This window comes from Sphingomonas flavida (assembly GCF_036663655.1).
Classification (GTDB): Bacteria; Pseudomonadota; Alphaproteobacteria; order Sphingomonadales; family Sphingomonadaceae; genus Sphingomonas.
Map to the genome: position 1 here is coordinate 76,548 of NZ_JAXOJH010000005.1, position 12,641 is coordinate 89,188.

General features: G+C 66.4%; 12 protein-coding genes and 1 tRNA gene. 4 read left to right on the forward strand and 9 right to left on the reverse strand.

What is annotated here, in order from left to right; genetic code table 11:
• Positions 1-51 precede the first annotated feature (51 nt).
• The 3 genes from U1703_RS07525 to pncB form a co-directional block, all read right to left on the reverse strand.
• Positions 52-1,143 carry a Gfo/Idh/MocA family protein gene (locus U1703_RS07525; protein WP_332785196.1) on the reverse strand — a complete coding sequence of 364 codons (1,092 nt, stop codon included), beginning with the start codon at positions 1,141-1,143 and terminating at the stop codon, positions 52-54.
• A 111-nt stretch (positions 1,144-1,254) separates the two neighbouring features.
• Entirely contained in the window at positions 1,255-1,773 is a 519-nt protein-coding gene (locus U1703_RS07530; RefSeq protein ID WP_332785197.1) for a hypothetical protein, read from the reverse strand.
• 193 nt (positions 1,774-1,966) lie between these two features.
• Positions 1,967-3,271 (reverse strand): nicotinate phosphoribosyltransferase, encoded by a 1,305-nt coding sequence (gene pncB / locus U1703_RS07535; protein WP_320451524.1) that lies wholly within the window; start codon positions 3,269-3,271, stop codon positions 1,967-1,969.
• A gap of 311 nt (positions 3,272-3,582) precedes the next feature.
• Between pncB and U1703_RS07540 the strand changes: the two genes are divergently transcribed.
• Positions 3,583-3,828, forward strand: coding sequence for a hypothetical protein (locus U1703_RS07540; RefSeq protein ID WP_320451523.1), 246 nt, complete (start codon positions 3,583-3,585; stop codon positions 3,826-3,828).
• 26 nt (positions 3,829-3,854) lie between these two features.
• On the opposite strand, the gene U1703_RS07545 is transcribed toward U1703_RS07540, so the two are convergent.
• Positions 3,855-5,276, reverse strand: coding sequence for a DUF2254 family protein (locus U1703_RS07545; protein ID WP_332785198.1), 1,422 nt, complete (start codon positions 5,274-5,276; stop codon positions 3,855-3,857).
• Positions 5,277-5,486: 210 nt separating this feature from the next.
• Here U1703_RS07545 and U1703_RS07550 point away from each other — a divergent pair, with 210 nt between their 5' ends.
• The gene (locus U1703_RS07550) at positions 5,487-6,566 is read left to right on the forward strand and encodes a patatin-like phospholipase family protein (RefSeq protein ID WP_332785199.1); all 1,080 of its coding nucleotides are present in this window, start codon (positions 5,487-5,489) and stop codon (positions 6,564-6,566) included.
• 37 nt (positions 6,567-6,603) lie between these two features.
• Here the strand turns inward: U1703_RS07550 and U1703_RS07555 are convergent, their stop codons facing one another.
• Together U1703_RS07555 and U1703_RS07560 are read right to left on the reverse strand one after the other, a co-directional pair.
• Entirely contained in the window at positions 6,604-7,263 is a 660-nt protein-coding gene (locus U1703_RS07555) for a nicotinamidase (protein WP_332785200.1), read from the reverse strand.
• A gap of 161 nt (positions 7,264-7,424) precedes the next feature.
• Positions 7,425-7,514, reverse strand: a tRNA-Ser gene (locus U1703_RS07560).
• Between the two features lie 195 nt (positions 7,515-7,709).
• Here U1703_RS07560 and U1703_RS07565 point away from each other — a divergent pair.
• The gene (locus tag U1703_RS07565; protein WP_414712009.1) at positions 7,710-8,507 is read left to right on the forward strand and encodes a DUF1134 domain-containing protein; all 798 of its coding nucleotides are present in this window, start codon (positions 7,710-7,712) and stop codon (positions 8,505-8,507) included.
• A gap of 366 nt (positions 8,508-8,873) precedes the next feature.
• On the opposite strand, the gene U1703_RS07570 is transcribed toward U1703_RS07565, so the two are convergent.
• Together U1703_RS07570 and U1703_RS07575 are read right to left on the reverse strand one after the other, a co-directional pair.
• Entirely contained in the window at positions 8,874-9,287 is a 414-nt protein-coding gene (locus U1703_RS07570; RefSeq protein ID WP_332785201.1) for a hypothetical protein, read from the reverse strand.
• Positions 9,284-10,603, reverse strand: coding sequence for a dihydroorotase (locus tag U1703_RS07575; RefSeq protein WP_332785202.1), 1,320 nt, complete (start codon positions 10,601-10,603; stop codon positions 9,284-9,286). Before U1703_RS07575 ends, U1703_RS07570 begins: the two co-directional genes overlap by 4 nt.
• Before the next feature lie 47 nt (positions 10,604-10,650).
• On the opposite strand from U1703_RS07575, the gene ygfZ reads away from it, so the two are divergent.
• Positions 10,651-11,424 carry a CAF17-like 4Fe-4S cluster assembly/insertion protein YgfZ gene (gene ygfZ / locus U1703_RS07580; protein WP_332785203.1) on the forward strand — a complete coding sequence of 258 codons (774 nt, stop codon included), beginning with the start codon at positions 10,651-10,653 and terminating at the stop codon, positions 11,422-11,424.
• A 12-nt stretch (positions 11,425-11,436) separates the two neighbouring features.
• Here the strand turns inward: ygfZ and U1703_RS07585 are convergent, their stop codons facing one another.
• Positions 11,437-11,898: a hypothetical protein gene (locus U1703_RS07585; protein WP_332785204.1), complete on the reverse strand. Its 462-nt coding sequence runs from the start codon at positions 11,896-11,898 to the stop codon at positions 11,437-11,439.
• Positions 11,899-12,641: the final 743 nt, after the last annotated feature.

The following is a 12,641-nucleotide window of genomic DNA, read 5'->3' on the forward strand; positions in this document are numbered from 1 at the left end:
CGAAATCTGCCCCGTCTGTTCCTCGCATTACAGGGGAGGAATGGCGGCCCCTTATTCCAGTGTGATCCGCCGCCCTTCGCGCGCCGAGCGATAGATCGCCTCGATCACGCGCATGTCGGCCAGTCCCTCCTCGCCCGGCACCAGCGGGTCAGTGCCGTTCAGGATGCAGCCCGCGAAATGGTCGAGTTGCCCCGCATGTTGCCCCTTGCCCGCCGGAACCTGCTGCTCCTCGGTCCGGCCGTCGCGGCGGACCCACATCTTCTGGCCCTCATAGGATGTCGCGGGCTCCAGCTCGATATGGCCCTCCGTCCCCGTCACCCGGTACATATTGTGGTTCGAGCTGTAGCTCGACACGCAGGTCGCCTGGATGCCGGAGGGGAAGCGCAGGAGGAAGTTGATCCGGTCCTCGACCGTGCGGAAACGCGGGTCGCTGCGGTCGGTCGATTCGATCGCGCTGACCTCGACCGGTTCCTCGCCGGTCAGGTAGCGGGCCGCGTTCAGGCTGTAGATGCCGATATCCATCAGCGAGCCGCCGCCCGACCATTTGCGCTCGAGCCGCCACTGGTTCGGTTGCGCGTTGAAGCCGTGGTCGGCGGTGATGATCCGGGTCGGCCCGACAAAACCCTTCTTCGCCAAATCGATCGCCAGCCGGTTGTGCGGCTGAAACCGCGATCGGTATCCGATCATCAGCTTGCGCCCCGCCGCCCGGCACGCCGCGATCATCGTGCGGCACTCCGCGACCGAGATCGCCATCGGCTTCTCGCACATCACATGCTTGCCCGCCCTGGCCGCGCGCACCGTATATTCGGCGTGCAGCGCGTTGGGCAGGATCACATAAACGACGTCGACATCCGGATTGTCGCGGATGCGGTCGAAATCGGCATAGGAATAGCGGTGGCTGGCGGGAACATCATATTTCTCGCCGAAGCGCTGGAGCTTGGCCGGGGTGCCGCTGACCAGCGCGACCAGCCGCGACTGGTCGCACTCGGCGAACTTGGACATGATCAGCTCGGCATAGCGGCCCAGCCCGACAATGGCATAGCCGACCTTTCGGTCGCGCGGCGCGGCGCAGGCCCCGCTGGCCGCCACGGCCAGCCCCGCACCCAGCCCTGCGATGATCGTCCGACGGTCGGCGTCGCGCATGTCACTCTCCCATGATCCGGCCCGTGATGCGGCCCGTGATGCGGCAGGGCATAGTTCGCCCGCCGGATCAGGAGGTTACCATGACAGGATCGTCATCACCACCGCCATGGATCAAGGGGTCGGCGGTGTGGCGACCCGCTGCGCCTCGACGATCCGGGGGTCGGACCCAAGCGTGTAGAGATAGGCCTTCCGCCCTTCCGACCCCGGCGCCAGCCGCGCGAGTTGCCGGGTCTGCTCACGCGTCAGGGCGAAGCGGACATAGCCCGCCGTGACAAGGCACCGGTCGACCTCGGCCTGAAGCGTGGATTGCAGCGCATCGACCTGCTTGTCGGGATTATACATCCGGCGCAGCAGGACCTGCCTTTGGCTCTGCGTGAAGATGTCGTCGGTCGGGACGATCGGGGACACATTGGCTTCGCGGTCCAGCACGCGGGCGCCACGCACATATCGCTGGGTCGCCCCGTCCTGCGCCACGTCGCGCCGTGCGGCCTTCAGCATGCAGTCGCGGCTGCCGCCTTCGAACACCGCTCGCGACACGCCCGGCCTGCCCCAGCTGACATGGTCCGCGCGCCCGGCATAGGCCGCGGCCGACACGCCCAAAAGGGCCAGCGCTAACACGATCTTCGGCATGACCTCTCCCAAGGCTTTATCGTGCCAAGCTATCGCAAGACACGGATGCCGTCATGCCTTTCTCCAGAGCCGATCGACATTCAGCAAAATGCCACAAATTCCTCACCTGCAAGGTGAGGGGGACCATCCGAGAGGAATGACGTGAATGTCGTTCGGCCCTCGTCCTGTGCTTATAGCGGAGGAGATACGCAGTTCACACGCTGACCGCCTTGGCCCGACGCCCGTCCTCGCCGAAGATACGCAAATAGCGCGCGATTTCCGACGGCTCACCGGTCGCCTTTGCGGGGTTGTCGGACAGCTTGACGGCCGGGCGGCCATCGGCGCTGATGACCTTGGCGACGAGCGAGATCGGCTCCAGCCCGGCCTCCCCCGCCGGGTCGCAGCCGCGAAAGTCGTTGGTCAGGTTGGTGCCCCAGCCGAAGCTCATCCGCACCCGGCCATGGAAATGGCGATAGGTCGCCTCGATACTGTCGACGTCCATGCCGTCGGAAAAGATCAGCAGCTTGGTGCGCGGATCGCGGCCATGCGCCTGCCACCAGGCAATGATCTGCTCGCCCCCCTCGATCGGCGGCATCGAGTCGGGGCGAAAGCCGGTCCAGTCGGCCAGCCAGTCGGGTGCCTTGCGCAGGAACGCGCTCGTCCCGAACGCATCGGGCAGCGCGATCAGCAGATTGCCGTCATACAGTGCCTGCCACTCCTCCAGCACGCGGTAGGGTGCCGCGGCCACGCCCGCATCGTCGGAGGCGAGCGCGGCGACCACCATCGGCAGTTCATGCGCGTTGGTGCCGATCGCCTCCAGATCATTGTCCATCGCCAGCAACACATTGGACGACCCGATGAAGCGGCTGCCCAGCCCTTCCTTCAATGCCTCGACGCACCAACGCTGCCACAGAAAGCCGTGCCGCCGCCGCGTACCGAAGTCGGAAAGGACCAGGTCGGGCAGCTCGCGCAAACGCTCCACCTTGTCCCACAGCTTGGCCTTGGCACGGGCATAGAGGATATCGAGCTCGAACCGCCCCTTGCCCTTCAGCGCGGCGCGCGAACGCAATTCGTTGACGATGGCGAGCGCGGGGATTTCCCACATGCTGGTCTGCGCCCAGGGTCCGTCGAAATGCAGCTCGAACTGTCCGTCGACCGTGCGCAGCTCGTATTCGGGCAGCTGGAACCGGCCGAGCCATTCGAGGAAGTCGGGGGTGAACATCCGCCGCTTTCCGTAAAAGCTGTTGCCCGCCAGCCAGATCAGCTCCTTCTTGCCGAAGCGCAAGCTGCGGGCATGGTCGAGCTGTTCGCGCAATTCGGCCTCGTCGATCACCTCGGCCAGACGGATGCTCTTGCTGCGGTTGATCAACGAGAAGGTCGCGTTCACATCCGGGTGAAGCTGGCGGATCATCTGCAGCATCAGCAGCTTGTAGAAATCGGTGTCGAGCAGGCTGCGCACCACCGGGTCCAGCCGCCATCCATGGTTGTAGACGCGGGTGGCGATGTCGGTGACGGGCATGAACGCTCCTGGAAAGGATGGGCAGGGTCGACCGGGCAGAACCGGTCACATCGGGGCAACCCACGGAATCGATGCACGATCCCCCGCCCCCGGACAAGCGGGACCGGCACGGGCTCGTTCACCTGGAACGGCCAACTGGTCGCCCCCTGCACGGTCACCAAGACCGGATAATCCGACAAGCGCCCCGCCATCACGCCGATGGCGGGGCCGTTTCCATCGCGCACGCCAGTCATCGGCTAAAGACACCGACCAGTGCAGGAACCACCCCGGCTTTCCCATGGTTGTATCGTCGCATTTTCGGGAGATTTGCGATGGACAAGGAACAGTGGAAAGCGACCGCTATGCTGACAGGTCGTAATATTCGCACCGTATCAGGTAATCTCCTGTCCTGCGTTACCGCATTTCATCAGATGAGCGATACACAGAGAGCGGCCGTACGCATTGTCATACCCGGCTGTATCAGCATAGATCATGCGCCCGCGGTGAGAACCTTGTCGCAGGACGTCATCAAACGTCTTGCCCACCGCTTGCCGATCCGCGTCGCGCCGGCCTGCTAAACTTCGAGTTTTGGTTCGTTCGACCGCTACGGCAAAATAGTGCCGTGGCTGTCCTCATTCGTTTTCCTTTGGTCAGGCGTCAACGCGCCCGCAAGTTCGGCCGCCACATCCTCCAACCCATGGCGCTGGCAGGCCGCCGAGTATCGGGCCAGCGCATGGACCATGACGCGGGTCGGGGTATGCGATGCCGCCAGTAGCGCCGCCGTCCGCAGCGCACCGGGCAGGTCGCGGCGCTGGCTTGGCGAGACGATCGGCAGCACCGCCGTCACCGTGTCGAGCAGCAGCGCCATGGTCTGGTGCTGGCGCGACTCGCTGGCGGCGACCATCAGGCTTTCGATCGTATCGATCAGCTGGCGCGGCAGGCGGTCGTCATAGCCCAGTCGGGCGCGTCCTTCGCCGCCGCCATCCGCTCTGACCGGATCGTCGCGCCAGGTGACGATCAGATCGTGCAGCGCCTGGATCGCGATCGCGCCCACCGCCGGATCGGACCGCGCGGTCGAGATCGCGGTCCAGCCGATCGTATGCAGATGGTGAAGGCTGTAACCCGCATCGTCGGCGATATCGCGCTTCTGGGTCAGCACGACCGCAGCGGCCACCATATCGGCCAGCGCATCGTGCCCCGCCGACATCACGGCCAGCGGATCACCGATCGTGACGAAGTCGCCTATCGCGGGTCGGATCGCGATCCGCAGATCGCCGTGCTTCGCAAGTAACTCCTCCAGCGCCCGTACATCGACCCGCGCGACATGCCCGCTGTGATCGGCGTGCACGATATGACCGCCCTCGACGACGCACGGCCCGCTGGCGGCGAGGAGTGGCAACTGCCGGTTGCGCGCCGCGACGGCGGTGTCGACGATCGCCGCGATCAGCGTCGCGGGGCGCATCTGGTCGATCGTGCCATAGATCAGGACGATCAGCGCAAACAGCGCGACCGCGCCCAGGATGGTCGACATCATCACGCCGAAGATGGGCGCGCGCGTATGCGTGGTCTGGACCAGCGTGATGAGCGCGAAGAGCGAGATGCCGACGAAAAAGCCGAACCATGCCCGGTTCGACGCCCGGCGCAGATAATGGTCGACGATCTGCGAATTGAGCACGGTCGCGCCCTGCTGCACCGCCAGGATCAGGATGGAAAAGGTGATCGAGGTGACGGTGAACAGGCTGCCCGCGATAGCGGTCAGGACGCCGATCGCCGACTGGGTATCGCCGACATATTGCGCCAGCCATGTGCGAAGCGGGCTCCACGACCGCTGCGGCCCGGCATGATTGTCCAGCCAGTCGATCACCTCCGCCAGCACGACGAAGCCACAGACGATCAGCGCAGGCGCGGCGATGAACTCGAACATCGACCGGTGCAGCCGCTCGATCGTCGCGCGCACCGCCCGGCGGGGCGATCGCACCGGCTTCGGCGCGGGTCGCGCGCGGCCGTCCCATCCGGTGCCGGTCATCGCTGATCCCCCTCGATCGTGACGCGCCGATCCAGTGGCGGCCGGTGCGGAGGCTCAACCGATCGTATCCGATATCGTTTCTTTTCCCGACAGAGCGCAGGCGTATTTCTTGTTATGCTGCACCGCACCCAAAGTCGGCGATGGTCGTTGAGGCACCACATTCCCTATCGCCGTGCCGCCCGGCCCGGCCACGCAACACCGGAGCCACCCATGTCCGACCTGCTTTCGAGCCATCCGCCCCGTAACCGGCCCGTAACCTCGAAGGCGGGTCGCCCGCGGCTCGCCCTGGCGCTTCAGGGCGGGGGCGCACACGGCGCCTATGGCTGGGGTGTGCTCGAACGGCTGCTCGACGAGGATATCGACATCGTCGCGGTCAGCGGGGCGAGCGCAGGTGCGCTGAACGGCACCGCGCTGGTCGCGGGCCTCGCCGCCGGTGGCCGGGCGGGGGCGCTGGCCGGGCTGGAGCGGCTGTGGAAGACGGTGTCCGACACCTCGCCGCTGCGCGCCTTCGACCATCAATGGGGCGGGCCGCTGTTCGAACCCTGGTTTCGCCGCACGCTGGAGGTGTCGAAGATGATGAGCCGCTATGTGGCCCAGGTGTCGCCGCAGCTGCGCGGCATGCGTGCGCTGCGCCAGGTCGTATCGTCCAGCATCGACCTTGGCGCGCTGACCCGTGACGAGGCACTGCCGCTGTATATCGCCGCGACCGCCGTATCGAACGGCGCGGCGCGGCTGTTCGGCAATGACGAGATCACCGTCGATGCGATCATGGCCTCGGCCTGCCTGCCCGACCTGTTCGCGGCGGTGACGATCAACGGCGAGGATTATTGGGACGGCGGCTTTTCGGCCAATCCGGCGCTGGAGCCGCTGATCTTCGCGGACCACGGCGCGACCGACCTGCTGATCGTGCAGATCACGCCGTTCGCGGTCGACGATACGCCGACCTCGCTGGGTGGCATTGTCGGGCGGATGAGCGATATCGGCTTCAACGCCTGCCTGCTGCGCGACCTGAAGGCGCTGACCGATGTCCAGACGATCGCCCGCAGCGCGCGGTCGATCGACCCGGCGATGCAGGCGCTGGCCGCGACCAACATGCACATGATGCCCGCCCCCCTGGCGCTGGGCGAGCGCGGTTCGGCCAGCAAGCTCGACACGCGCTGGTCGAAGATCCAGGAATTGCGCGAGCTCGGCCGCGCCACCGCCTCGGCCTGGCTGGACGAGAATGCCGCGCAGTTCCGCCGCAGCTCGACCCTCACCGAGGACGACCTGCCCGAGGCCGTTGCCGCCTGACCATTGCGGGGAGGGGGCCGGTAGCCCCCTCCCCGCCTCAGAAACGCACGCCCGCCGCCCGAAACTGCGCCTCGGCCGCGTCGCGCGTCGTGCCGCCGCCCGCGATCGGCATCGCGATCGCGCGGCTATGGTCCTTCAAGACGACCGCCTCGAACCCCTCGCGCCGCGCATCCAGGGCGGACCAGCCGACACAGAAGTCATAGGCCAGCCCGACGAACACGCACCGCCGCACGCCCTTGTCGCGCAAATATCCGGCCAGCCCGGTCCGCGTCGTCTTGTCGTTCTCGAAAAAGGCGGAATAGGAGTCGATTGCCGGATGGGTCCCCTTGCGCAGGATCAGGTCGGCCTGGTCGACGACCGCCGCGATATCGGGATGGAATGCCGCACCCGCACTGGCCTGGACGCAGTGGTCGGGCCACAATAGCTGTTCGCCATAGGGCATCGCCACGCTATCGAAGGGCCGCCGCCCCGCATGGCTGCTGGCGAAGGACGAATGCCCGGCCGGGTGCCAGTCCTGCGTCACGACGACATGGGCAAAGCGCGGTGCGAGCGCGGCGATCCCCGCCATGATCGCATCGCCGTCCGCCACGGCCAGCCGCCCGCCGGGACAGAAGTCGATCTGAGGATCGATGACGATCAGCACATCCGCCTCGGTAATGGGCCCGATAACGATGTCGTTCCCCGCGGCATCCGCCATGCCTTCATCCCTTCCAATCGCGCCGATCACCAAGGTCGACGGCTATCACTTGGTCATAACGTAGCCGTGGCCAAGGAGACCAGACCGCGACAGGATACGCCCAAGCCGCGATCGCCAGGATTGAGCGCGGGCATCAGAATTTACAGGGGATGCCGGCAAAATGGCGGAGACGGAGGGATTCGAACCCTCGGTACGGTTTCCCGTACGACGCTTTAGCAAAGCGTTGGTTTCAGCCACTCACCCACGTCTCCGGCTGCGGCGAGGTGCGGCTATAGCGGGGCCGGTGGAGGCAATCAACCGGGGATCGGGGGGATTTTGCACGGAAAATCGACTAGGGCGACAAAAGTGGCCCGGTAAATCGATCGGGCACCACCCCGTCATTCATTGCACTGCAAGGCGCGGGCTGGTTAACGTGACCTATCGGTTCGCCGGGGGAGTTGAATGTCATGCGTGTTGTCTGCCTGGGCCTGTCACTGCCTCTATCGCTGTCGGCATCGCTGATCGGCGGGTTGGCGATGATCGCCGCCGCGCCGCTCGCCGCGCAGGTGCGCACGATCGACCCGAATCAGGGTATCGACAGCGACCTGGCCACCCAGCCGTCGCGCCCCGCACCGCGCGTGCAGGATCGCAGTGTCCCGGATCAGCGCAGCACACCGGCGCAAGACGACACCATGCCCCCGCCGCCGCCGGTGCAGCAGACGCCGGGCACGCCGCCTGCGACCACGCCGGAAACCCGCGCGACGCAAACCACGCAGGCCGCCGACACCTTCGAGCGCGACGACTTGCTGGCGGCGGGCGAAGGCGTCTTCGGCCAGGGTGCCGAGGGGCTGGCGGGCATCATCGAACGGATCTTGCGCGAACAGGGTCGGCCGAACGCCTATATCGCGGGGCGCGAGGCGTCGGGCGCCTTCGTCCTCGGGGTTCGTTACGGCTCGGGCGTGATGACCCACAAGGTCGAGGGGCAGATGCCGGTCTATTGGACCGGGCCCTCGCTGGGCTTCGACATCGGCGGCGACGCGAACAAGGTCTTCGTGCTGGTCTACAACCTGTACGACACCGAGGAACTGTTCCACCGCTTCCCTGCGGCCGAAGGGCGGCTGTATTTCGTCGGTGGATTCGCCGCGACCTATTTGCGGCGCGGCAATGTTGTACTGATCCCGGTGCGCCTGGGCGTCGGTTGGCGCGCGGGCGTCAATGTGGGGTATATGAACTTCACGCATAAGGCGCGGTGGTTGCCGTTCTGATTTCAAGGCGGCGGGGAGTGCCGGAACGCCGGGTTCCACCCTCCCCCTTGAACGGACGAAGCATCGTCTGACGCAGGGTCAAGGACCAACCACCGTTCAGGCTGAACGGTGGTTAGAGTTTGATCCATCCAATCCGAAGCGCCACCCCGGCGGAGGCCGGAGTCCAGTCGGGGGGCCGTTGTGATGGTCCGGCTCGCTCCATCATATGAAGCCTTCGCAACTGGACCCCGGCCTCCGCCGGGGTGGTAACGCAACAGGTCTGGTCTGGTGGATCAAATTTTAGGAATTGGGGTTCAGGGTTGGAGCCCTGCCACCCGTCACTCCGGATCGCTGTCGCAGGAGGCCGCCTGCCCGACAAATTGCCCCTTACCCGCGCACCAGCAGTCGATACGGCTCGCTGATCGCGATCACCGGCACGTCCCAGGGATGCGCCGCCAGCAAACGATCGGCCAGCGCTCCGATATCGGCATCCGCATCGTACATCGCGGTCAGGATGACGGTCGGCGACCAGCTCGCCTGCCCCACCGCACCCAGGGTCGGCACCGCGCCTGCGCCGGGGCGAAAGCCTTCATAGCCGATGGCCAGTTCGACCACCTCGCGATAGCGTCCGAAATCGCCCAGCGGCGGGGTGCGCAGGATGGCGAGGAGCGCGGCGGCGGTGGCGTCCCGCTCGACCGCGTCCGGATCGCCCGCGATCAGCGCGGCGAGCGTGGGTGCCGCGACCGGGCAATAGACCCGGATATCGCGAACCCAGCGCACCGCGCTCACCGCGTCACTCAACCGAAATCGACCGCTTCGAAGCGTAGCGGCTGGCCGGTCGGCGCGGCGGCCAGCTGATCCTCCCACATCGCGATCTCGCCGCGAATGATGGTGCCGATCGGCTTGCCGGTCAGTTCCATGCCGGTGAAGGGCGACCAGCCGCACTTGGACTGGAGCCACTGATCCTCGATCGTCCAGCGCTTCTTGAGGTCGACGATGGTGAAGTCGGCGTCATAGCCCGCCGCGATCCGCCCCTTGCCGACGATGCCGAAGATGCGCTGCGCGCCCGCGCTGGTCAGTTCGATGACGCGCTGGAGCGACAGGCGGCCATTGGCGGCATGATCGAGCAGCAGCGGCAACAGCGTCTGCACGCCCGGCATCCCGCTGGGGCTGCCCGGATAAGGCTTGGCCTTTTCCTCCAGCGTGTGCGGCGCGTGGTCCGAGCCGATGACGTCAGGCACGCCCTGGTTCAGCCAGTACCACAGACCGTCGCGGTGCGCGCCCGAACGGATCGGCGGGTTCATCTGCGCCAGCGTTCCGAGCCGTGGATAGGCTTCCTCGCCCGCCAGCGTCAGATGCTGCGGCGTGACCTCGCAGGTCGCGATATCCTTGTGCTGCGCGATATATTCCAGCTCGGCAGGCGTGGTGACGTGAAGGATGTGGATGCGGCGATTGGCCGCCCGCGCCAGCCGCAGGATACGGCGGGTGGCGAGCAGCGCGCTCTCGTCGTCGCGCCAGACCGGGTGCGAGGCGGGGTCGCCCTCGATCCGCTCGTCCACGCGCGCGTTCATCCGGTCCTCGTCCTCGGCATGGATGGCCACGCGGCGATGGCCCGAGGCGAGCACTTCCGCCAGCCGCGCATCTTCCGACACCAAGAGGTCGCCGGTCGAGGCGCCCATGAAGATCTTCACACCCGCCGTGCCCGGCATCCGCTCCAGTTCGGCCAGGTCGCGGGCATTGTGGTTGGTCGCGCCGACATAGAAGGCGTGGTCGCAGAACATGGTCTTCGCGCGCGTCAGCTTGTCGGTGATCGCGTCGGCCGAATCGGTGTTCGGCTTGGTGTTGGGCATTTCGAAGACGGCGGTGACGCCGCCCATCACCGCCGCACGGCTACCGCTCGCCAGGTCTTCCTTGTGCATCAGGCCGGGCTCGCGGAAATGCACCTGGGTGTCGATGACGCCGGGCAGGATGTCGAGGCCGGTGCAGTCGATCATGCGGCCCGCATCGCCCTTCGCGCCGATCGCCACGATCCGACCATCGCGCACGCCGACATCGGCGCGGACCGGGCCGCCGGGCGTGTGGACGGTGCCGCCGGAGAGGAGGAGATCGAAGGTCATGGCAATCGGGCCTTTCGCATGGGATGGCGCCCTCCTACCTTGACCGCATGAGCGATTCCACCCCGACGACGCAGCCTATGGCGCGCTCCATCACCGGTGCCACCACCCTGGCCGACCGCCGCCTGATCCAAGTCGCGGGCGAGGACGTGCGCGGTTTCCTGCAGGGACTGGTGACGCAGGACGTGGCGGGGCTGACGCCGGATGCGCCGCGCTGGGGCGCGCTGCTGACGCCGCAGGGCAAGGCGCTGTTCGACTTCATCCTGTGGGCGGACGGCGATGCCGTTCTGATCGATGCGGAGGCCGTGCAGGCCGAGGCGCTCGCGCGGCGGCTGGCCATGTACCGGTTGCGGCGCGCGATCACGATCGAGCCGGTTGCCGAACTGGCGGTGCATTGGAGCCGGGACGCCGATGATCGCCCCCATGACCCGCGCCTGCCCGCGCTCGGCCGACGCTGGCTGGCCCCGGCGGGTGAGGCGGCGAGCGGGTGGGCCGCGCACCGGCTGGCGCTGGGCGTGGTCGAAGGCGTCGGCGAACTAGGCGCAGGCGAGACGCTGTGGCTGGAGTGCAATGCGCGCGAATTGAACGGCGTCAGCTTCACAAAGGGCTGTTATGTCGGCCAGGAGAATACCGCGCGGATGCATCACCGCTCCAAGGTCAATCGACGGCTGGTGGTGGCGCCGCTGGGCGAGGCAGGCGACCGGACGCGGGCGACCTATCCCGAACTGGGGTTGATGGTCGAGCATCGCCGCGTGGAGGCACTGGGCGATGCATTGCGCCCCGACTGGCTGGTGACGGCGCTGTCCGAGGAACAAGCGGGCTGAACCGGCGCGCCGCTATTTCGCGGAGGACAGGGCGCTCGCGATATGCTGAGTCGGCCGTGCCAGCACATGGCCGACCTGTACCGCGATCGTCACTGCGGCGGCGATGCCGAACAGCCCGAGTGCCGCGAATTGCAACGTTCCGGAAATGGCGCGGCTACGCTCGATCCGTCGCGCCGTATCGATCTCGCTGACCAGACGCTGCCGGACGTGGCGGCGATCGCCGCCGACGTCGCAGGGCCCCGGGCGCGACTCCAGACGCGGTTCGTTGACCAGAGCGTCGGGGCTGATCGTATCCTGCGTTCGAATTCCCGAGAACCGGTCGCGCGTCCAGATCACGCGGCCGATCACGACCTGCCGCCCGCGTCGGATATCGACATATTCGCCCGGCTGCAGCGGATCGTCGCAGGCGATCATCATGCCGCGCGACGAGATATTGTGGATACAGGCATCGCCCCATCCGCGCACAGACTTCATGCGGCAGGCGATCAGAACTTGTCGGCGTGCCTCACGATTTTTGTAACCGGCCCCGCCATATCTCATAGCCATTCCTTCTGGATCGAAGAATGTGTCCATAATGGACAGCACCGAAGAAAGTATGAATCGGGCATGGCGATGCTTCGGCGGGCGCAGGGACACGTCGCAAGCATCTCAGGCGGCGCGATAAATTCTATCCCGGCAAAAGGACGTGGCGGTGCGAATCCTAGGGAGAATCGACATTCATTTCATTCCTCTCCTGGAAGGGGAGGTGGCAGGCCTGACGGAGGGGTGTCCGGGTCTTGAGAGGTCGGTCAAACGTCGCCGTCCGGCGACACCCCTCCACCATGCTGTGCATGGCCCCCCTCCCCTCGCAGGAGCGGAATGCTCGTAGGCCACTATAGTTTGATCCACCTGCCCTGACCTATTGCCCTACCACCCCGGCGAAGGCCGGGGTCCAGTTGCGAAGGCTTCGGCGATGAAGCGCACTGGATCATCACAACCGCACCCCCGACTGGACCCCGGCCTCCGCCGGGGTGGTGCTTCAGCTTGGCCGGATCAAACTCTAAGCTGGACATGCAGCAGCCCATCGCGAGCATTAGCCGATGGGGCGAGGGAAGGCACTTGGCCCCGCACAAAACTCGGTGCCGGTCGTCCACCACGCCCCGCCACCGACGCCGGACGCAAAAAAGGAGGCCGGCTTTCGCCGACCTCCCTCTTTATCGCAATCAGCCTAGGCTGAG

Coding starts and splice junctions, on each gene's coding strand:
- U1703_RS07525 (WP_332785196.1), bottom strand. CDS start 1,143: ATGCGCGACGCCGACCGTCGGACGATCATCGCAGGGCTGGGTGCGGGG.
- U1703_RS07530 (WP_332785197.1), bottom strand. CDS start 1,773: ATGCCGAAGATCGTGTTAGCGCTGGCCCTTTTGGGCGTGTCGGCCGCG.
- pncB (WP_320451524.1), bottom strand. CDS start 3,271: ATGCCCGTCACCGACATCGCCACCCGCGTCTACAACCATGGATGGCGG.
- U1703_RS07540 (WP_320451523.1), top strand. CDS start 3,583: ATGGACAAGGAACAGTGGAAAGCGACCGCTATGCTGACAGGTCGTAAT.
- U1703_RS07545 (WP_332785198.1), bottom strand. CDS start 5,276: ATGACCGGCACCGGATGGGACGGCCGCGCGCGACCCGCGCCGAAGCCG.
- U1703_RS07550 (WP_332785199.1), top strand. CDS start 5,487: ATGTCCGACCTGCTTTCGAGCCATCCGCCCCGTAACCGGCCCGTAACC.
- U1703_RS07555 (WP_332785200.1), bottom strand. CDS start 7,263: ATGGCGGATGCCGCGGGGAACGACATCGTTATCGGGCCCATTACCGAG.
- U1703_RS07565 (WP_414712009.1), top strand. CDS start 7,710: ATGCGTGTTGTCTGCCTGGGCCTGTCACTGCCTCTATCGCTGTCGGCA.
- U1703_RS07575 (WP_332785202.1), bottom strand. CDS start 10,603: ATGACCTTCGATCTCCTCCTCTCCGGCGGCACCGTCCACACGCCCGGC.
- ygfZ (WP_332785203.1), top strand. CDS start 10,651: ATGAGCGATTCCACCCCGACGACGCAGCCTATGGCGCGCTCCATCACC.
- U1703_RS07585 (WP_332785204.1), bottom strand. CDS start 11,898: ATGAAGTCTGTGCGCGGATGGGGCGATGCCTGTATCCACAATATCTCG.